This is a genomic window from Rossellomorea sp. DA94 (genome assembly GCF_029834455.1).
Lineage (GTDB): Bacteria > Bacillota > Bacilli > Bacillales > Bacillaceae_B > Rossellomorea > Rossellomorea vietnamensis.
In genome coordinates, this window is the sequence record NZ_CP122397.1 from 2,307,181 (window position 1) to 2,327,697 (window position 20,517).

24 protein-coding genes are annotated in these 20,517 nt (G+C 41.8%); 22 read left to right on the forward strand and 2 right to left on the reverse strand.

Annotation, left to right across the window (positions count from 1 at the left end; genetic code table 11):
• Positions 1-122 precede the first annotated feature (122 nt).
• Complete coding sequence (locus P8596_RS11920) at positions 123-1,223, reverse strand: serine hydrolase domain-containing protein (RefSeq protein ID WP_347815211.1); 1,101 nt, start codon at positions 1,221-1,223, stop codon at positions 123-125.
• Between the two features lie 164 nt (positions 1,224-1,387).
• Here P8596_RS11920 and P8596_RS11925 point away from each other — a divergent pair, with 164 nt between their 5' ends.
• The 10 genes from P8596_RS11925 to P8596_RS11970 all read left to right on the forward strand — a co-directional run bounded on the left by P8596_RS11925 (position 1,388) and on the right by P8596_RS11970 (position 8,545).
• Positions 1,388-1,840, forward strand: coding sequence for an NUDIX domain-containing protein (locus P8596_RS11925; RefSeq protein WP_279726940.1), 453 nt, complete (start codon positions 1,388-1,390; stop codon positions 1,838-1,840).
• Between the two features lie 34 nt (positions 1,841-1,874).
• The gene (locus P8596_RS11930) at positions 1,875-2,060 is read left to right on the forward strand and encodes a hypothetical protein (RefSeq protein WP_224520029.1); all 186 of its coding nucleotides are present in this window, start codon (positions 1,875-1,877) and stop codon (positions 2,058-2,060) included.
• 54 nt (positions 2,061-2,114) lie between these two features.
• Complete coding sequence (locus P8596_RS11935; protein WP_279726995.1) at positions 2,115-2,609, forward strand: NUDIX domain-containing protein; 495 nt, start codon at positions 2,115-2,117, stop codon at positions 2,607-2,609.
• 99 nt (positions 2,610-2,708) lie between these two features.
• The gene (locus P8596_RS11940) at positions 2,709-3,371 is read left to right on the forward strand and encodes an HAD family hydrolase (RefSeq protein ID WP_279726941.1); all 663 of its coding nucleotides are present in this window, start codon (positions 2,709-2,711) and stop codon (positions 3,369-3,371) included.
• A gap of 162 nt (positions 3,372-3,533) precedes the next feature.
• Positions 3,534-3,761 carry a hypothetical protein gene (locus P8596_RS11945; RefSeq protein ID WP_034759521.1) on the forward strand — a complete coding sequence of 76 codons (228 nt, stop codon included), beginning with the start codon at positions 3,534-3,536 and terminating at the stop codon, positions 3,759-3,761.
• 244 nt (positions 3,762-4,005) lie between these two features.
• A complete protein-coding gene (locus P8596_RS11950; protein WP_279726942.1) occupies positions 4,006-4,281 on the forward strand; it encodes a helix-turn-helix transcriptional regulator in 276 nt (91 codons plus the stop codon).
• Positions 4,282-4,320: 39 nt separating this feature from the next.
• Complete coding sequence (locus tag P8596_RS11955) at positions 4,321-5,592, forward strand: MDR family MFS transporter (protein WP_279726943.1); 1,272 nt, start codon at positions 4,321-4,323, stop codon at positions 5,590-5,592.
• Positions 5,593-5,768: 176 nt separating this feature from the next.
• Positions 5,769-6,443 carry a serine/threonine protein kinase gene (locus P8596_RS11960; protein WP_279726944.1) on the forward strand — a complete coding sequence of 225 codons (675 nt, stop codon included), beginning with the start codon at positions 5,769-5,771 and terminating at the stop codon, positions 6,441-6,443.
• A 141-nt stretch (positions 6,444-6,584) separates the two neighbouring features.
• The gene (locus tag P8596_RS11965; RefSeq protein WP_279723988.1) at positions 6,585-7,670 is read left to right on the forward strand and encodes an NAD(P)H-dependent flavin oxidoreductase; all 1,086 of its coding nucleotides are present in this window, start codon (positions 6,585-6,587) and stop codon (positions 7,668-7,670) included.
• A gap of 185 nt (positions 7,671-7,855) precedes the next feature.
• Positions 7,856-8,545, forward strand: coding sequence for a DUF4145 domain-containing protein (locus P8596_RS11970; RefSeq protein ID WP_061809293.1), 690 nt, complete (start codon positions 7,856-7,858; stop codon positions 8,543-8,545).
• A gap of 37 nt (positions 8,546-8,582) precedes the next feature.
• Here P8596_RS11970 and P8596_RS11975 read toward each other — a convergent pair whose 3' ends face one another.
• Positions 8,583-9,062, reverse strand: a complete 480-nt coding sequence (locus P8596_RS11975; RefSeq protein ID WP_279723989.1) for a hypothetical protein — start codon at positions 9,060-9,062, stop codon at positions 8,583-8,585.
• Positions 9,063-9,155: 93 nt separating this feature from the next.
• Between P8596_RS11975 and P8596_RS11980 the strand changes: the two genes are divergently transcribed.
• From P8596_RS11980 to P8596_RS12035, 12 genes are all read left to right on the forward strand, one after another.
• Positions 9,156-9,743, forward strand: coding sequence for a vWA domain-containing protein (locus P8596_RS11980; RefSeq protein ID WP_224520022.1), 588 nt, complete (start codon positions 9,156-9,158; stop codon positions 9,741-9,743).
• A 146-nt stretch (positions 9,744-9,889) separates the two neighbouring features.
• Entirely contained in the window at positions 9,890-11,062 is a 1,173-nt protein-coding gene (locus P8596_RS11985; protein WP_279726996.1) for a TraB/GumN family protein, read from the forward strand.
• Positions 11,063-11,154: 92 nt separating this feature from the next.
• Positions 11,155-11,352: a hypothetical protein gene (locus P8596_RS11990; protein WP_279723990.1), complete on the forward strand. Its 198-nt coding sequence runs from the start codon at positions 11,155-11,157 to the stop codon at positions 11,350-11,352.
• A 19-nt stretch (positions 11,353-11,371) separates the two neighbouring features.
• On the forward strand, positions 11,372-11,908 hold the full coding sequence (locus P8596_RS11995) for a histidine phosphatase family protein (protein ID WP_279723991.1): 537 nt from the start codon (positions 11,372-11,374) through the stop codon (positions 11,906-11,908).
• A 115-nt stretch (positions 11,909-12,023) separates the two neighbouring features.
• Positions 12,024-12,209: a hypothetical protein gene (locus P8596_RS12000; RefSeq protein WP_034759495.1), complete on the forward strand. Its 186-nt coding sequence runs from the start codon at positions 12,024-12,026 to the stop codon at positions 12,207-12,209.
• Positions 12,210-12,989: 780 nt separating this feature from the next.
• Positions 12,990-13,814, forward strand: a complete 825-nt coding sequence (locus P8596_RS12005) for a M55 family metallopeptidase (RefSeq protein ID WP_279723992.1) — start codon at positions 12,990-12,992, stop codon at positions 13,812-13,814.
• A gap of 14 nt (positions 13,815-13,828) precedes the next feature.
• Positions 13,829-14,761, forward strand: coding sequence for an ABC transporter permease (locus P8596_RS12010; protein ID WP_079533849.1), 933 nt, complete (start codon positions 13,829-13,831; stop codon positions 14,759-14,761).
• Positions 14,761-15,714, forward strand: a complete 954-nt coding sequence (locus tag P8596_RS12015; protein WP_279726997.1) for an ABC transporter permease — start codon at positions 14,761-14,763, stop codon at positions 15,712-15,714. The genes P8596_RS12010 and P8596_RS12015 overlap by 1 nt, the downstream gene beginning before the upstream one ends.
• A 5-nt stretch (positions 15,715-15,719) precedes the next feature.
• On the forward strand, positions 15,720-16,733 hold the full coding sequence (locus tag P8596_RS12020; protein ID WP_279723993.1) for an ABC transporter ATP-binding protein: 1,014 nt from the start codon (positions 15,720-15,722) through the stop codon (positions 16,731-16,733).
• Between the two features lie 42 nt (positions 16,734-16,775).
• Complete coding sequence (locus P8596_RS12025) at positions 16,776-18,401, forward strand: peptide ABC transporter substrate-binding protein (RefSeq protein ID WP_279723994.1); 1,626 nt, start codon at positions 16,776-16,778, stop codon at positions 18,399-18,401.
• A gap of 93 nt (positions 18,402-18,494) precedes the next feature.
• Positions 18,495-19,433 carry a S66 peptidase family protein gene (locus P8596_RS12030; RefSeq protein ID WP_279723995.1) on the forward strand — a complete coding sequence of 313 codons (939 nt, stop codon included), beginning with the start codon at positions 18,495-18,497 and terminating at the stop codon, positions 19,431-19,433.
• Positions 19,430-20,509, forward strand: coding sequence for a mandelate racemase/muconate lactonizing enzyme family protein (locus P8596_RS12035; RefSeq protein ID WP_279723996.1), 1,080 nt, complete (start codon positions 19,430-19,432; stop codon positions 20,507-20,509). Before P8596_RS12030 ends, P8596_RS12035 begins: the two co-directional genes overlap by 4 nt.
• Positions 20,510-20,517 lie beyond the last annotated feature (8 nt).

Below are 20,517 nucleotides of genomic sequence, written 5' to 3' on the forward strand. Positions count from 1 at the left end.
CAACAGAGAAACCATAACAATATTATGTAAATTAAGTACAACACAGAAAAAAGCGTATAACGGTATGCCTCAGATAGCTCAGGAAGAGAACCCTTAGGGATAAGGCTTATCTTCCTTGTCAATTATCTACTTACTAAATTTCTTTTTAACAGTTGATGAGCAAGTGACACAGCTCCTACAGGCATCTGATTCACGATGACCGTCGTAAAAATTTCATCATCGGGATAATAAAGTGTCACGGATTCATACCCATGGATGCCACTATGATGACCATATGCCGTCATTCCATTTTCAAATGTATACTTGTATAAACCCAAACCGTAAAATCGCTCAGGATCATCCGTTTCATGAAATACAAGCATTTGTTTCATGGACACCTGAGATAGGAGGGAGCCGGCAAAAAGGGCCTTCATGAATGCTTGGATTTCTACGGAGTTGGAAACGAGTGCCCCTGATGTCCCCATGATTGAAACATTGAGATCTGTAATAGGTGTTATATCATCTGATAGGTCAGTCAAGTCAGGCGTCGCTTTCGAATGCCCGGTGGCAAAGGGGAGCCGGAGATCATTGGAACAAGGGAAGTATGTTCTCTCCAGTTGAAGAGGTTGGGTGATCCATTGATAGACTGCATCTTCAAACTTTTTTCCTGAACATTCTTCGACGATCAGTCCCAACAGGATACCATTTGTATTAGAGTATTTGAACGCAGTACCAGGTTCAAATTCAAGGTCGTGGTTTGCAATAAGTCTGACAAGACTTCGAGAGGAAAAGAAATCCCGGGGACTTGAAACAGCGTGCTGAATACATTTTGTTCCTGCAACGTCCATCCATAAATAATCCTTAAGACCGCTTCTATGCTGGAGCAGTTGTCTCACGGCTATACGACTGCCTTCTTTCAGGATACCGGGTAAGATGGATTCTACCGTTTGCTCCAGTGAAAGCATGCCTTCTTCCTGAAGTTTTAAAATCACCACACTTGTTACAATGTTTGATAAGCTTCCAACCCGCTGATGATCATAAGGATCTAATAACGTATCTTGAAGAAGGTTTCGAACGCCTGCTGCCATTATATAGTCTTCTCCGGAAGAATCAGTCAGACACAACGATATACCTGGAATCCTGTATCTATCACGAAAGTATTGGACAGTTTTTTTCAGTAAAGCAGGATCCTTCAAAGAAATCATCCTTTCAAGTCTTGGTTTGATAAAGAAAACACCTGCCATATGCAATTGCTTTTAAGCATAAAGCAGGATTTAAGCGGTTTTATATTGAAAAGAATATAGTTAGTATTTTTTTAATGCTATAGATCCACTAAATAGATAGTGAGTGTCATATAGTATGTTTTATACATATGTGAAATCGAGAGAAATAGAAGGAGAATGATCCGATGCCGATTCGTAACTCAGCAAAAGCCATCATTATCAAAGACAACAAACTACTTTTGACTAAAAACAAAGACGAAGCCAGTATTTTTTACCTTTTCCCCGGTGGTGGACAGGAACATGGTGAAACACTTCATGAGACTTTAAAAAGGGAATGCCTTGAGGAAATCGGATGCGAAGTGTCAGTAGGGGAACTAATCCATGTTAGGGAGTATATCGGTAAGAACCATGAACATGCAGCATTTGATTCCGACTTGCATCAAATGGAGTTTTATTTTACCTGTACGCTCATCCACGAATGGAACAATGATCAAACTCCATCTAACCCCGATAGTCATCAAGTAGGGGTGGAATGGATTGATCTGAGTAAACTGAAAGAATATAGATATTATCCTAGAGAAATAGAATCGTATTTAGTCAATAAATCGACCAGAGTATATCTGGGGGACATTAATTAGTTCTATTTCATTCAAATAAAGAGGGGGATGAGTGATGAGAATAAGTACTTTTATTTTGACAGGTATATTGGCAGGCATTTATTCAAGTGTGTTAGATGGTTTTGAACAGGACTACAGCTTGAATTCCCTTTACAGTGCCTTCATCTTAGCGCTGTTAACGATCGGGACGGGGCTTTTATTACACAGCCTCCCATCCATCAAAAAGTCGAGGGAATCCTGACTGAGCTCTTCGGGAGAATATCCGTAAAAGTCTATAGTAAACGGAGTGATAATGATGGATTCTACATATGTATGGTGGGGGGAATCCAAAGTGAAGTTGACATGGAGGCAAGATTCGATCCTTCCTGACACATCGCGAGTCACCAGTGTGCATGGATTCTGCTTAAAAGATGGAAAGATGCACTTGGTGAACCTTCAGAAGCGAGGCTGGGATTTTCCAGGTGGACATCTGGAAAAGGGTGAGTCCCCTGAAGGATGCTTGAAGAGGGAAGTGATGGAGGAAGCCTATGTATCCGGCTCTTCTCACTTTTTGGGTTATCTGATTGTGGATCATCATGATAATCTTCACTGGAATGAACAAAGCCCTTATCCAAAAGTAGGCTTTCAACTTTTTTATAGAGTGGACGTCGAAGAAATATATACATTCGAAACAGAATATGAATCTGCTGAGCGATGTTGGATCGATCCAGATCAAGTAGCCGATTATTATTCCGGATGGAACGGAGTGTATGAGGAGATTCTTTCTCACACCCGTAAAATTAATGTGTAGGTTTTTATATGAAGTGGAATTCCAACAAGTTGAATTCTTACGATAAAGTTAATTTATTTTCAAAGGTTATTAAATGTAGAGGGGTGGAGATGGTTATTTATGATTAAAGCTGCACTATTCGATCTTGATGGGACTCTTTTAAACAGGGATGCGTCTGTCCAAGTATTCATCAAAGACCAATATGAACGATTCTGCCAATGGCTCCACCATATCCCGGCGGATTTATATACATCCAGATTCATTGAATTGGATCAGAGGGGGTATGTGTGGAAAGACAGTGTGTATAAGCAGCTGATCGAAGAATTTTCGATCCTGGAATTAACTTGGGAAGAACTGCTCGATGATTATGTCACTCAATTTAAACACAGCTGTGTACCGTTTCCTCATCTACATCATATGCTGGATGAATTACAGGCTTGTGGCATACAATTGGGGATGATCACAAACGGCTTCGGCAGATTTCAAATGGACAACATACTGGCCCTTGAAATCGAACCTTATTTTCAAGAAATTCTTATCTCTGAATGGGAAGGATTGAAAAAGCCCGACCCTGAGATTTTTAAGAGGGCGATAAAAAGATTACAGGTAAAACCTGAAGAATGTATTTTTGTCGGGGACCATCCTGAGTATGATGTGTACAGTGCCCAAAAAATAGGGATGAAGGGTATTTGGAAAAAAGATCCCTATTGGACCGGTGTAAAGCATGCAGATGCTGTGATTGATGATTTGTCTGACTTACCACGCTACTTAAGGAGCTTATAATTTCTTTATTAGGCAATTTTAAGGGTGAATCCCCCCATCTAACATACTTATTTAGGCAAAGCTACCACTATTAAATTCATGAAATTTCTAGTATAATAGTCTTCTTGATACTACATATTCAGTGTAACGGACTGGAATTGAATCAAATCAGGAGGGTCTAAATTGTTAGAATTCAGTAAATTATTAACAGAACCAGTAAAAACAGTTGCCATCAATATAGCAATTGTTTCGATCGTCACCATATCGCTTACCACACTTATATATACGGTACTTAAATTCATTAAGTTACCAGAAAAATTCATAGAAAATATCATTGGCCTTATCGTCGTGTTCGTTGGAATCGGTACCGTTTATTATTCACTTAGATGGGATTTATTCCTCGCATTATAACGATCTATACTTTCAGTAAAAAGCATCTACATGGTGCTTTTTTTTATGTGCTTTTTTCTTAAAAGCATGTGTCGATCATGAACTTCATCCTAAAGTCTTATATCCTTTCATCTAAAATGACCATGATATGCCCCTGCCATATCAATATAGTATAAATAGAAATGAAATAATCCCCTTGATAATATGTAGAAATTTCTTTATATTTAGTAAATGTGATTTTACCAAATGTTGGAGGTAGCTATCTATGAAAGACATGAAGAAATTTTGTAACTCCATTAATTCCTGTTTCACAAATGAGAATTCGTCTTTAGATGAACGAAATATGGGTGAAATTGTATCCTTACTGCGTGTGAAATCTCAACTGACACAAGAGGAGCTGGCTCAAAAAGCAAATGTATCTACACAAACCATTAAAAGACTTGAAGGAGGCAAGGAAAAGGTAAGTGATATCACTTGTAGAGAAATAATAGAAGCATTGGGGGTTAATATTTCCCGACTGACAAAGCTTCTGGACGAATGAAATGAACGAACGCCCAATTGAAAGAGAGAAGGAATACATATGAGATTCAGAGATTTTCATAAAAATATTAAAATACGCATCATTGAAACATTTATGAGCCGCTTTATTGGGAGCATGATCTTTCCGTTTATGTCCATCTACCTGGCTGTTCATTTTGGAACAAAGGTAGCAGGATTATTACTTTTGATCAATGTGTTTGTAGGAATAGGAATCAATTTTCTTGGAGGATATTTCGCCGATCAATTTGGCCGCAAAAAAATTATGTTATTCGCAGAATCGCTCAGGTTTCTGGCTTTCCTCACCATGATGGTTTGTAACTCGCCCTGGTTTGAATCAGCCGCTGTCACCTTTGCCATGATGACGGTCAACAGCATTTGCTGGGGCCTTGCAGGACCTGCCAATCAGGCTATGATGATCGACGTCAGCACACCATCACAACGGAAACTCATGTATTCGATTACCTACTGGGCGAACAATCTGTCCATCGCGATCGGAGGAATCATAGGGGCTTTCTTATTCAAGGATTACCTTTTCGAGCTCTTTCTTGCATTGAGTGTTGCGTCCGCCATTACCGCAATCTTGGTCGCATTCTTCATTGATGAGAGCCATACGGTATCGGAATCCGAGTTGACACCCTCTCAACATGTTAAACAACTTATTTCAAACTACGGAAAAGTGATGCATGACAAGCTGTTTGTTCTTTTTACCATTGCAGGTGTGCTCATTCTGTCCATGGAGTTCCAGCTCACGAATTACATCGGCATTCGACTAAGTGAAGAAATGCCTTCGCAACCGTTCCTATTCTGGGACATAGACGGCGTACAAACCATGGGGATCTTACGAAGTGAAAATACGATTCTGGTCGTCCTCCTCATGCTTTTTGTCACAAGGATTCCGCATTCATTAAAAGACAAGACCGTTTTAGTATGGAGTTGTTTCTTCTTTTCGATAGGGTACGCGGCACTTGCTTATTCAAATAACGTGTTCATCCTATTTTTGATGATGGGGGTACTCACTATCGGAGAAGTCTTCCGCGTGCCGGTAGAGCAATCATATTTGGCAGCCATTCCACCTGACGATGCCCGCAGCTCCTATATGGCATTTAGTGGTCTGAAGTTTAACCTGTCCATGTTGATTGCATCCATCACCGTAACACTCGGAGCGATTCTTCCATCGGTCATCATGACCGGGATCATTCTCACCATTGGACTTACTGGTACGGTGCTATTAAAAATCATTTCTCCAGAATTGGACAGGCGAAAAGAAGCCGCAGATCTAAAACAGAACCATGAAGCTGTTAAGGCAGGTTAGGATATTCAAGGCAAAATAGACTATGGGAAGGTTCATTCAGGGTTTGTATAAAATTACTAGAAAGATGAGTAGGCTTTGAGTTGATATTTTAAATGGGCAGATGCTATATTATCCTGAATAAGGTACGAATTACGTTCATATCTTTAGAAGAATTAAATCGTACGAAGGGAGAGCCTATGGATAAGAAATGGGAAGTCGCACTACCTTCATTATCTCAGATGTCAGTCTCATCAAATGCAAATAACGAACCTGTCACCATCCATGGCGGAGATGAAACATTACGTTGCATTGGCGTCGGAACAGACGCGGCAGTCTTTCAATCCATTTATGCACCCGACTTTGCTTTCAAATTGTACGCTGAAGATAAAAGATCTAAAATAAAGAGTGAAGAAAAAGTTTATCAAACCATCGGAGAGTCCCCTTATTTCTCCACGTGCTATGAAGCTTATGATACGTTACTGGTGTTAAGTTTTGAAGAAGGCCCAACCCTTTTCGATTGTTTGCTGCAGGGGGTCAACATTCCAGAACAAGTGATTGAAGACGTTGAACATGCAAGACAATATGTTCGAGATCAAGGAATGAATCCGCGTGATATTCACTTGAAAAACATTTTATTGCAAAATGGCAGAGCCAAAATCATTGATGTGTCGGAATATATCCAGCCTGGAAATGATTTCAGGTGGGAGCATTTAAAGAAAGCTTACGACGATCATTACCACCTTATAGAAGGTCGGGCATTGCCATTTTGGCTGTTGGAGACCATTCGAAAATGGTATAACTCATGGAATAAGCATTTTAGTTCATATGAGGAGTTCGTGAAAAGAGTAGCACATTTCACTTCCTTTAAATAAGTCCCAAAAAAAGCGTTCAAGGCATTTGCTTTGAACGCTTTCATGATGAAGAAGAGGTCATGATGGACACGGATAAGTTGTACAACATGCTTTCCTTTGACATAATTCAATATAGAATATGAAAGAAACAGGAGGGAGACTATGTGGTATAAAAATGATGTAACGAAGAATCTCCGTACGAAATATCCTATCATCCAAGCAGGGATGGCCGGAGGGGTCACTACCCCTGAACTGGTTGCTTCTGTATCAAATTCCGGGGGGCTGGGAACGATTGGCGCAGGCTATATGTCTGTCACGGACCTCAATGAAAGTATTAAACAAGTAAAGAAGCAAACGAACCTTCCATTTGGGGTGAATGTATTCATTCCAGAGGAACCGGAATATACTGAAGACCAAATAAATCAAATGCAAGAATTACTGAAACCATCTATGAAAGAATTGAATCTATTCAATGATGATCCATTCACTTTAAAACAAATTGATTTTGAAAGACAGATTGAATCAATTATAGAGGAAAGAGTCCCTGTCTGCAGCTTTACATTTGGAATCCCGCCAAAGGAAATAATGAAAGAGTTGAAAAAGGAAAGTATTCAAGTGATTGGAACTGCAACGACGGTGGAAGAAGCGTTGATCAATCAAGAATGTGGAGTGGATTTGATTGTCGCGCAGGGAAGTGAGGCGGGTGGTCACAGAGGTACATTTCTTGGTACATATGATGAATCGATGATTGGGACGTTCTCTCTACTTCCACAAGTAGTGGATGCTGTGGAAGTACCGGTCATAGCTGCAGGGGGAGTAATGGATGGAAGAGGCGTGGTAGCTGCACTGGCTTTGGGTGCAAAAGGAGTTCAGATGGGTACGGCTTTTCTTACCAATAAAGAAAGCGGGGCAAAAGAGATACACAAAAAAGCTATTTTACAAGCTGAAGAAACAAGTACAACCCTCACATCTGCATTCAGCGGTAAACCGGCAAGGGGCATAACAAACTCATTCATACACATGATGAAAGAGTATGAGAATCAAATCCTTCCTTACCCTGTGCAAAACGCCTTGACGAAAGAATTGAGAAGGGAAGCCGGCAATCAACGTAACCCTGAATTTATGTCATTATGGTCTGGCCAAAGTCCGCGGCTAAGTAAGGACGTTAATGTACATGAATTGATGGATTCCCTGGTAATGGAAGTGGAAAAAGGTATACACAGATTGACCGGGCAGTTACGGTTATAGAGGATTTCAATACCATTTATTCTCTTTAGTCCCATTATCACAAATCTTCTTTTCCCATTATTTAACCTTGTAATACTTTCTAGCAAAGGTATAATTTTGATATAAGGAAAGCGCTTTTTTATTTAACGTAAATTTTCATAATAATTAAAATTCATTTTTCGAGGTGCATTTTCTAGGAGGTTCACATGAGAGAAATTTTACCGGGATCCATATTGTCTCACATTCAGTACGGGTATCAAAAAGTTCCCAAGAAAGTCAAAAGTCAATGTCCAAGTTGCTCTAAGACCAGTGAATTTGTGCTGAAAGCCAACTTCTATCAAGTAAATAAAACAGGGTTGTTCGCAGAGGCAAACTGTTCGGAGTGTAAGAAACCGGCTGTTTTCGTTATCATGTTGAATGATGATTCGATTCATCACAAGGAGGAAGCGGGCCTTTATATTTATGATCCCCTGGCTACAAATGGACCTTTGGATCAAATCCAGGGGAATAAACGGATCCCCCAGGACCTTGTCCGTTCGTTCCGTTCTGCATTGAATGTCAGCCAGTCCAAAGATAACTCCGCAACCGCCGTAATGTCAAAGCGCGTGTTAGAGAGTGTCCTGAAGAATTTCAATGGAGATCAATCATCAGGTCAATCCCTGTCGGAACAATTCGATCAACTGCCGAAGAATGTAGATCTGTCAAAACCGATCCAGGCCCTCAGCCATCTTGTTCATCCTAAATCAGCATTTTATGAGATGTTGGAATTGGAACGGGAAATAGACGATGAAACTGCCGGCCTGCTCATTGAGTTATTGGAAGGTTTGATAGAATACCTTTATGTGCTTCCGGAAAAAATTGAAACATTACAGGAAAGAATTGAAAAGAAGTATTAGGGGGAGTAGAGTGCCGAAACTGGCACTCTACCTTTTTTTATAATGGTTTTAACCCGAGGGAATACAGTGCCTGGTTGACTTCATCCATGTCGTGAATTTCCTTCTCTAAACAAAACTGAATGACGAGATCGAATCGGTCATTGTTAGACAGGGAGAAACCAGCGGCATTCAACATCTCTACGGTATCTTCCTCAGACAATTTCATAGAAAGACACAAGGCTACCACTGTCCGTTTACTGGGCTTATAATCAGGAAGCGATCTTATTTTGGAAAAAAGCTTCCGGTCTACTCCGGCTTTTTTGTAAACGGAAGCATCTGTCAAACCCCGTTCATCGATATGGTGAAATAGCCTTTCTGAAAAAGACGACGAATGATGCATCTCAATAAACGCTTCTAGCTCATTTGCGTAGACTGCATCACTCAAAATGGTGTCTTCTTTATGTATATCATATACCCGTAAGTCTCCGCTTGCCTCCACAAAATCAAGAAGCTCCTTCAAAATCTGTTCGCTAAGCATAGCATCACCTCCAAATGTCGCTTTCAAAGCGACCAATCTCATACTCTATTTGGATATGATTATATCAGAACAATATGGAGGGGATGAGAAAAAATGAATCGAGAATACACTGAAATCATTTTTTTATTGGATAGAAGCGGGTCGATGAGCGGACTTGAACAAGAGACGATTGGAGGTTACAACTCTTTTATCAAGAAGCAGCGCAAGCTGTCCGGGCAAACACTTGTCACGACCGTTCTCTTTGATGACAAGGTCGAGCAGTTATGGAGTGGGGTTGAGGCTGGTAAGGTTCGGCTCACAAGGGAAGAGTACTTCGTACGGGGGTGCACGGCATTAATGGATGCTGTAGGTAAAACGATCATTGAAGTGGGTCATCGTCTATCCCGTATGGCTGAAGGGCAAAGACCGGGTAAAGTCATCTTCGTCATCACAACCGATGGTATGGAAAACGCCAGTGTGGAGTTCTCTTCTAGTCAGGTGAAGGACCTTATCAATCAGCAACAGCAACGATACAATTGGGAGTTCATCTTTCTGGGAGCAAATATCAATGCAGCTGAAGAAGCAATAAACATCGGCATAGACAAAGGAAGTGCGTACCAATTTGAAGCTTCTTCTAAAGGAGTTGAAGCGATGTATGATGTGGTGAGTGAAGCTGTGTGTGAAAGAAGAAATAAATGGTAATCGTGATGTCGGTGTCCCATCTTTTTGATGGGATTTTTTCGTTATTCTGATCAGTATTTATTTAAATTTTGCCAAAACTAGTTTATCATAGTGAGGTAGATTCAATTTATTCGGAAGTCAAGGGAATTAAAGGAAGGTACACGATGATGACAGAAAACGAAAAGAATATTACGAGAATACATATGGATGGGAAGGAATTTATTCTCATCGGAACCGCTCATGTGTCACGTCAGAGTGCTGAGCAGGTGAAAGAAGTGATTGAAGCTGAACGCCCGGATACGGTATGTGTTGAGCTGGACGAACCGAGGTATCAATCCATCGTTGAAGGAGATAAGTGGAGGGACACGGATATCTTTCAAGTAATCAAGGATAAGAAAGCGACCTTACTGCTTATGAACCTTGCGATAGGATCATTTCAGCGAAGAATGGCCAAACAGTTCGGCATCAAACCGGGACAGGAAATGATCCAGGGAATTGAATCCGCGAAAGAACTTAACGCAGAACTTGTCCTTGCTGACCGCAACATCCAGGTGACATTTTCCCGGATATGGAACAGCGTCGGTTTCAGTGGGAAAGCCAAGCTGTTGACTCAAATCATCTACAGCATTTTCAGTACTGATACGATTACTGAGGAAGAACTCGAGAAAATCAAATCACAGGATATGCTTGATTCGATGTTGAATGAATTCACCCAGGTGTTTCCTAAACTGAAAACACCTTTGATTGATGAACGTGACCAATACCTTGCCCAAAAAATCAAGGAAGCACCTGGGAAAAAGATTGTAGCCGTCCTTGGTGCCGCACACGTTCCGGGGATCACGCAAGAAATCCATAACGAACATAATCTGGATAAACTCAATGAACGACCTGCTAAATCAAAATGTCCTAAAATCATCGGGTGGACCATCCCTATCATGATTCTGGCCGTCATTGCCTACACGTTCATATCAAACCCCGATGCAGGCATACAGCAGGGGATCAGTTGGATATTATGGAATGGGGGATTCTCGGCCTTGGGGGTAGCCATCGGCATGGGCCATCCATTAGCCATATTGACAGCATTCGTCGCAGCACCTATCACATCCTTGAATCCGCTTCTGGCAGCGGGGTGGTTTGCAGGATTCGTTCAAGCCTATTTCCGCAGACCCAATGTCGGTGACTTTGACTCTCTCCCTGAAGATGTCCTGAGTATTAAAGGATTCTGGAGAAACAAAGTAACCCGCGTCCTGCTCATTGTCGTACTTGCCAATTTAGGAAGTACACTGGGGACGGTCATTGGTGGAGCAGACGTCGTAAGATTATTTTTGGAAAATATATAGAAAAAAATGGGTCATCCTTCTGGATGGCTTTTTTTTCGGAAAATATTGGAATATTATGTTAGAATAAGCTTACAAAAGCTTTGGAGGGGATCATGATAACTGAATTCATCAATCGATATGGCCATTGGCTCCTTCTTCTTATCACGGGGTTGAGTATGGGAATGGGATTTACCATATTTACATCTTCGGCTCAAGGAGTCATTGCAGGCATATTTGGAATAGTAGGATTTTTGGGAGTAACCTATCTGGTCATCCTTATGGAAGGACAGAAGAGGAAGAATAGTAAATAATAATGGAAGGAGGAGCTACATGATCTACGTCATAAGACACGGTCAGACGGACTGGAATAAAGAAGGGAGACTTCAAGGTAGAAGAGGACTCCCTTTAAATGAAGAAGGCGTAAGACAAGCCGAAAATTTAAAACAGCAACTGAGTCATATCAGCTTCGATTACGTCTTTTCATCTCCACAGAAAAGAGCACAGGAAACGGCTGAAATTACCACCGGGGTCGCATGCATTACAGACTCCCGGTTGGATGTATATGATTTAGGGGAAGCAGATGGACTTTTTAAAAGGGAAGTGAAGATGGATGGACCATTGCCTGATTCAGCTTCCTATAGTGGGGTGGAAAACCCTATGGAGTTTATGAAAAGGATAAAACACTTCATGGCAGAGTTAGAAACATTACATGGCAAGGAAGATAAAAACATTCTGATTTCGGGGCATAGATGCACTACAGGTGCAATTGGGGCTTTTTTTAACGGAATACCAGATGACCAAAATATAGTAAAACTCTCTTCCGATAATGGCGAATATAAGCAGTATGGATTCACGGCAAGAAAATGATCAAGCCTAAAATGTAACTGCACAGCCACGTTTTCAAAATGGATCTTTGGGTAAATAGTAGTTAACCTTTACCCGCGACCTTGTGAGGAGAGAATAATAGGAGCTGTGACGATCGTTGCTCAATATACATGACAGATACTCCATTGTTTTGTATCAAACCTATATGGCAAGAAACCAGGCTTCCCGTACTTCTCAGAAGATTACCATTCAAATGCTCTCTCAGTACACAGGATTCTCTGAGGAAATCATCCTCGAAGCACTAGAATTTGGAAAGTTATCACCTGATTTATCTTTAAGATAATCACCTAGGGTTAAAGGTCTAAGAAAATTATTTTCTCCTCCAAGGTTGACTTATCATAGATTTATTCATTTTTGTTACATAATTAAATTTTGAAGAATATATTGAAAATACAAGCTTATATTTATTATAATAACAGAAAGGATTTATAGAGGAGGATCTAATGGACACCCACAGGAGTAAAAGAATCTCAAAGTTATACAGAAAGTTGATTACTTCTGATGCAACGCAAGCTTTCCTTATTTATAAAGGCCTAGATGAGACAACGAAAGCAGAATTACTTGATTTAGTGGCAGAGATGGGCTCTCAGCACTCAGAAAAATTGAAGAATAAAATAAGCTAACATACATGCACCGAGTTTAAGACCTGGAGAGATGAGTACCCCCAGGTCTTTTTCTTATGAAAGTCTTCATACGAATAAGGTTTAACAGCGAAATAAATAATATATCAATAAAATAAAGCTAAGTCTTATGTCCCTCATTGAATACTGTACATCGATGATATTTGACATATATATAGAAAAAGAATGCGGTGTGATTTCGATTAGGAAATCCATCGCATTTATTTATTTTAATCCGTTTTTATCATTCCATTGAACTATTCCGTTTTCCTTCATGGAGAAAGATACAGTTGAAAATAACGTTTTATAGTCCATACTTCCTTTTTTTATGAAAATAGGAATATATTCCTTTTTATTCAAAAAATGATTGTAATTAAATGCTATAATAATTATAATATTAAGAAAATTTAATAAATATTTCCTAAGAAAGGAGGGAACACTTTATGAACGTATATATGTCAGTTGATATGGAGGGTATAACTGGACTGGTTGATCATACTCATGTCTCATCAGATAAGCATAATTATGAACGCGGAAGAATCATTATGACAGAAGAGGCCAATGCCATTGTGACTACTGCCTTTGAGTCGGGCTGTAAGGAAGTATTGGTAAATGACAGTCATTCACAAATGAACAATTTGTTAATAGAAAAACTGCACCCTGAAACGAAACTGATATCCGGTGGAGTGAAACCATATTCCATGGTTCAAGGACTGGATAAGACGTTTGATGGGGCTTTTTTTGTTGGTTATCATGCCCGGGCTTCCATGAAAGGGGTGATGTCCCATTCCATGATCTTTGGGGTGAGAAACATGTACATCAATGATGTGGCCGTTGGGGAATTGGGATTCAATGCATACGTTGCAGGGTACTACGGTGTTCCTGTATTACTGGTTGCAGGGGATGATCAGGCTGCGCTGGAAGCAGAAGCATTCATTCCAAATGTGACAACTGCCGTGGTGAAGGAAACGATTTCCCGATCTGTTGCGAAGAGCCTAACCCCGGAGAAATCAAGACAATTATTAAAAAAGAAAACAGAAGAAGCGATACATAATAAGAAAAATGTACAACCACTTACTCCTCCTGAACATCCTACTTTACGTATCGAGTTTGCGAATTACGGACAGGCGGAGTGGGCAAGTCTCATGCCGGGTACCATTCATGAAGAAGATACAACGATTGTGAGATTTAAGGCCGGGGATATCCTTGAAGCCTATAGAGCCATGCTTGTCATGACTGAACTCGCGATGAGAACAACATTCTGTTAGGAAGTGTTTGATCAATGAGTACATATTTATTGAAACGACTACTGGCCATGGTCATAACCCTCTGGCTGATTGTGACATTAACTTTTTTCCTGATGCATACCATACCCGGATCCCCCTTCAATGAAGAACGGAATACGAGTGAAATGGTACAACAAAATTTAGAAGCCCATTATCATTTGAACGAGCCCCTGATGGTGCAGTATTTTCTATATTTAAAATCGCTTATTTCATTGGACTTTGGTCCTTCTATCACGCAGCCATCCCAAACAGTGAATGATTTACTGGGGAGGGGATTTCCAATTTCATTTGAACTCGGTATGACAACACTGATCATCGCAGTGCTTTCAGGAATTATCCTCGGGGTATTAGCAGCCCTTAGGCATAATGGGATCATTGACTATATGGCGATGACATTTGCCGTACTTGGCATTTCAATTCCTAATTTCGTCATGGCGACATTATTGATTCAACAAGTGGCTGTAACGTGGGGAATCCTCCCGGTTGCCACATGGACAAGCTGGCGACACATGATTCTCCCGACTCTTGCATTAGCCACAGGGCCCATGGCCATCATTGCACGTCTTACCCGCTCGAGTATGCTGGAAGTGTTGACTCAGGATTATATACGGACAGCACGCGCTAAGGGATTGTCACCATTCAAGATTGTCGTTAAGCATGCGTTGAGAAATGCATTGCTGCCGGTGGTCACTGTCCTGGGTACACTTGCTGCTGGAATCTTGACAGGAACCTTCGTCATTGAACAGATCTTTGCCATTCCAGGTATGGGAAAATACTTTGTCGAAAGCATTAACCAACGAGATTATCCCGTCATTATGGGAACAACGGTATTTTACAGTGCCTTTCTTATCGTCATGCTATTTTTAGTCGACCTGGCATATGGTTTCCTTGATCCACGGATAAAGTTACACAAGAAGGAGGCAAAATGATGGGAGTCCCAAATCAACAAGAGCCACTCGTGACTCCAGATGTCAGGGATGAATGGTTCGCACCCAAGAAGAGGAATAAAGAGGATGCTGAAGCAGTGGTTAGACCCAGTCTTTCCTATTGGCAGGATGCCTGGAAGCGCCTCGTGAAAAATAAACTGGCCATGCTTGGATTAGTATTCTTAACTACTTTAATCATCATGGCGGTCGTCGGCCCGATTATTTCTCCACACGACGTCACTAAGCAAACGCTCTCAAATCAAAATCTCCCACCTTCTGGTCAACACTGGTTTGGTACGGACGATATGGGCAGAGATGTATTCACCCGTACTTGGTATGGTGCACGAATTTCGTTGTTTGTAGGGTTCATGGCAGCGCTTATCGACTTTGTGATCGGGATTGTATACGGTGGCATTGCAGGTTATAAGGGCGGAAAAACGGATAATGTCATGATGCGTATTGTTGAAATATTATACGGGTTACCATATCTGCTTGTCGTCATTCTATTGATGGTAGTTATGGGGCCGGGTCTCTTGACGATCATCGTAGCCTTAACGGTGACCGGGTGGATCGGAATGGCCAGGATCGTAAGGGGACAGGTGCTTCAGATTAAAAACTATGAATTTATTTTGGCTTCAAAAACATTCGGGACGAAAACCGCACGCATCATCAGAAAGAATCTGCTCCCTAATACAATGGGCCCGATTATCGTACAAATGACATTGACGATACCCAGCGCGATCTTTGCTGAAGCTTTCTTAAGCTTTCTTGGACTCGGCATTCAAGCACCCTATGCAAGCTGGGGAGTGATGGCCAATGATGGGTTATCTACGATCCTATCAGGGTACTGGTGGCGTTTATTCTTTCCTGCACTATTCATTTCATTGACTATGTTTTCATTCAATGTGTTGGGAGACGGATTACAGGATGCACTGGATCCGAAATTAAGGAGGTAATCACCATGAGTAAAGTTTTATCTGTACAAGATCTCCATGTCTCCTTTACAACCTATGGTGGAGAGGTCAAGGCGGTCAGGGGAGTAAGCTTTGATTTACATAAGGGGGAGACGCTGGCGATTGTAGGCGAATCCGGATGCGGGAAGAGTGTGACATCACAAAGCATTATGAGACTGATCCCGAATCCACCCGGGAAAGTGACTGGAGGCAGGATCCTTTTTAAGGGAAGGGACCTTTTAAAGGTAACCGAACCCCAAATGAGGAAAGTGCGGGGAGCCGATATTTCCATGATCTTTCAGGATCCGATGACGGCACTTAATCCTACGTTGACCATTGGTGAACAAATCATGGAAGGGATTTTGCAACACAACGATGTATCCAAGAAAGATGCGAAACAAAAAGCAATCGACATGCTTAAGCTTGTGAGCATTCCAAATCCGGAGGAAAGGTTAAAGCAATATCCTCATCAATTCAGCGGAGGGATGCGCCAGCGTATTGTGATTGCCATGTCCCTTGTATGTGAACCGGATGTCTTGATTGCGGATGAACCGACAACGGCCCTTGATGTTACCATACAAGCCCAAATACTTGAATTGTTTAAAGAGATCCAGAAGAAGACGGGTGTATCGATTATATTAATCACGCATGACTTAGGAGTCGTGGCTCAAGTGGCTGACCGGATCGCCGTCATGTATGCAGGGAAGATAGTAGAAGAAGGAAACAGGAGAGAAATTTTTTATCATTCACAACACCCGTATACTCAAGGTCTACTGGGATCCGTTCCAAGGCTTGATCTTGATGGGGAAGACCTGATACCGATTCCCGGTTCTCCGCCAGATCTCTTTTCTCCTCCTGTCGGGTGCCCATTTGTCCCACGTTGTGAAAAAGCCATGGAAGTATGCGACCGTGTGTATCCTGTGAAGACACAATTAACGGATGAACACCATGTCGACTGCTGGCTTCAGGATAAACGAGCCAACAAAGTGAAGCTTTCATCGGTCAGCTTAACCATTCGTTAAATTGATCGTTTGATAGAAAAATAGAATTAGAGGGGGAAAATTATGAAAAAGCTATTATCGGTCTTCCTAGTGGGGATGCTCCTGTTCATGTTGGCAGCTTGTACGGCCACGAGGGATGCAGGCAGTGAGTCAAGCAGCGGGGACAGTAAGAAAGAAGACGCAGGAAAGGTCCTCCATCTGAATAATGGAGCAGAACCAACGTCGTTCGATCCACCAATCGGATTTGATTCCTATTCCTGGACAGCATTGAACAATTTAATGGAAGGGATGACCCGTCTAAATGCCAATCATGAACCTGAAGCTGCCATGGCTGAAAAATGGGATGTCTCGGAAGATGGGAAAGTATATACCTTCCACATCAGGGACAATGCCAAATGGTCAAACGGTGATGATGTCACTGCCGGAGATTTTGTATTCGCGTGGAAACGCCTATTAAATCCAGACACAGGTTCACCGGCTGCTTTCCTTGGATATTTCATTGAAGGTGGCGAGGCATTCAACACTGGAAAGGGTTCAGCTGACGAAGTGAAAGTGGCGGCGAAGGATGAGAAAACATTCGAGGTCACACTGACAAGTCCACAAGCCTATTTCTTGAGCGTCATTGCCAATCCTGCATTCTTCCCTATCAATGAGAAGGTTGCTACTGAGAATCCGGAATGGTTTGCAGAAGCGGATACGTTCGTTGCCAACGGTCCGTTCAAACTGACGGAATGGGAGCATGACAGCCATTTCGTCATGGAAAAGAATGATCAATATTGGGATAAAGACTCTGTGAAATTGGATAAAGTTCATTGGGCCATGGTAAACGATACCAATACGGATTATCAATTATACAAAACCGGTGAACTGGATACAGCTGACGTACCGGCGGATTTAAGTAAACAGTTATTTGAAGAAGGTAAAGTGAATGTTGAAGACCAGGCTGGAACGTACTTTTATCGTTTCAATCTAGAAAAAGAGCCTTTCCAAAATCAAAACATCCGAAAAGCATTCGCCATGGCTGTGGATCAACAGCAAATGGTTGACTTTGTAACAAAGAATAAAGAAAAACCAGCTTACGGATTCGTTTCAAAAGGGTTTAAAGATCCGGCAGGCAAGGACTTCCGTGAAGCAAACGGAGACTTGGTGAAAACGGATGTGGAAGAAGCAAAAGCCCTCTTGAAAAAGGGGATGGAAGAAGAGGGATACGACAAATTACCGGAAGTCACTTTAACATACAGCACTAGTGATACTCATCAAAAAATTGCTGAAGCCCTTCAACAAATGTTCAAGGAAAACTTAGATGTCGATGTAAAGTTGGCCAATATGGAGTGGAACGTATTCCAGGATGAACAAAAGGCGTTGAAGTTCCAGTTATCACGTAGTTCTTTCTTAGCGGACTATGCTGATCCGATCAACTTCCTGGAAAACTTCCAGACGGGACATTCCATGAACCGGACAGGGTGGGGTAATGAGAATTATGACAAGCTGATCCAACAAGCAAAGAATGAAGCGGATGAAACAAAACGATTCGAAATGATGTATGAAGCAGAAAAAATCCTAATGGATGAAATGCCGATCATCCCGATTCACTTCTATAATCATGTGTATCTACAAAATGAAGATTTGACAGGCATCGTCCGTCACCCGGTCGGCTACATGGAATTAAAGTGGGCTGATAAAAAATAAAGATTGTCATACAAGATGAGTGGAGGGGCGCGTCGGCACACTTTATGGCCATGCGCCCACTCCCTCTTTTTCTACGAAAGGGGTCCGGAACATATGATGATGAAACCTTCTAAACTAAAAAAAGGGGATAAGGTAGGGGTCATAGCTCCTGCAAGCCCGCCAAAATCAGAACCATTGAAAAAAGGAATCCGGTTCCTTGAAGAATTAGGATTGGAAGTAAAGGTTGGGAACTCGGTACATAAGAAATATGGGTACTTAGCAGGTAACGACACAGAGAGAATAGATGATATCCATAAGATGTTTGCAGATCAGGATGTGAAAGCCATTTTCTGTGCATGTGGAGGTTTTGGAACGGGACGTATTGTTTCAAGATTGGATTTCGAACTGATCCGTCAAAACCCGAAAATTTTTTGGGGATACAGTGATATTACTTTTTTACATACGGCCATTCATCAACAAACAGGTCTCGTGACCTTCCATGGACCGATGCTAAGTTCCGATATCGGACTCGAGGACGTCCATGAAGCCTCAAAGGAATCTTTCCGACAGTTGTTTCATACGGAAGATATTGACTATACGTATGACAAAACCAAACTTGAGACGGTCTCAGAAGGTGTATCGACCGGCCACGTGATTGGCGGGAACCTCACCCTGCTTGTGAGCACATTGGGGACACCCTTCGAAGTGAATACCAAGGGAAAGATCATTTTTATTGAAGATATCGATGAGGAGCCCTATCAAGTCGATCGAATGCTGAATCAGTTGAAAATGGCCAATAAATTCAAAGATGCTTCCGGAATCATCATTGGTGACTTTAAGAACTGCGTGCCTAAGAAGCGTGAACGTTCCCTGACTCTTGATGAAGTTCTGACAGAACATATTGCGAATGCCGGAAAACCTGCTCTAAAAGGTTTTAATATCGGTCATTCTTCACCTAATATAGCCATTCCGGTGGGCAGTATTGGAACAATGAATACATTTGAACATTCATTTATAATCGAATCAGGCATAAGCGAGGGTGAGAACGAGTGAAGATCCATCAACTTGAAACGTTCAGGACAGCCGTCCCTTTACATACCCCTTTTAAGACCGCTTTGCGTACGGTGACAGTGGCGGAAGCCATCGTTGTCAAACTGACTTGCGACAACGGGGTCATCGGCTGGGGGGAGGCACCTCCTACCGTGGTAATTACGGGAGAAAGTTTATCCAGCATCGAACATAGCATCCAACAAGTAATCAAACCCGCGATAATGGGCAAAAACCTATTAAACCATGAGAATCTTTTTCAACATCTTCACTCGCTACTCATCAGGAATACCAGTGCGAAGGCTGCAGTGGATATGGCCATTTATGATTGCCTGGCTCAACATTGTCACTTGCCACTCTATCAATTTCTGGGAGGGTACAGGGATGAGCTTGAGACAGATTATACGGTGAGTGTGAACAACCCGAAAGAAATGGGTGATGACGCAGCAGCTTATGTAAATAAAGGGTTTGATGTACTGAAAGTGAAGGTAGGCAAAGATGAAATCGAAACAGATATAAAAAGAATTCACGAAATCCGCCAACGAATCGGTTATGATGTCAAAATCCGCCTTGATGCCAATCAAGGATGGGAATCAAAAGCCGCAATCAGAGCGATTCGCAAGATGGAGGATCTTGACCTGAATATCGAATTAGTTGAGCAGCCAGTCCCCGCGCATGACATTGAAGGCTTGAAGATGGTCACGGATGAGGTCGAAACCCTGATCATGGCTGATGAAAGTGTGTTCACTCCGTATGAAGCCTTTGAAGTATTAAAAACACGAAGTGCCGATCTCATCAATATTAAACTCATGAAAGCGGGGGGAATCTATCAGGCTCAGAAAATAAACGACCTAGCGGAAGTGTGCGGAGTTGAATGTATGGTGGGCAGCATGATTGAAACCAGACTGGGAATAACGGCTGCAGCCCACTTTGCGGCAAGCAGGAAAAATGTCACTCGGTTTGATTTCGATGCACCACTCATGCTGGCTGATGATATCGTAGTCGGGGGAATACTTTATAACGGCCGGAAGATTACGTTGCCGACAAAAGCCGGTCTTGGAATAGAGAGAGTAAAAGTATGAATAGAGGG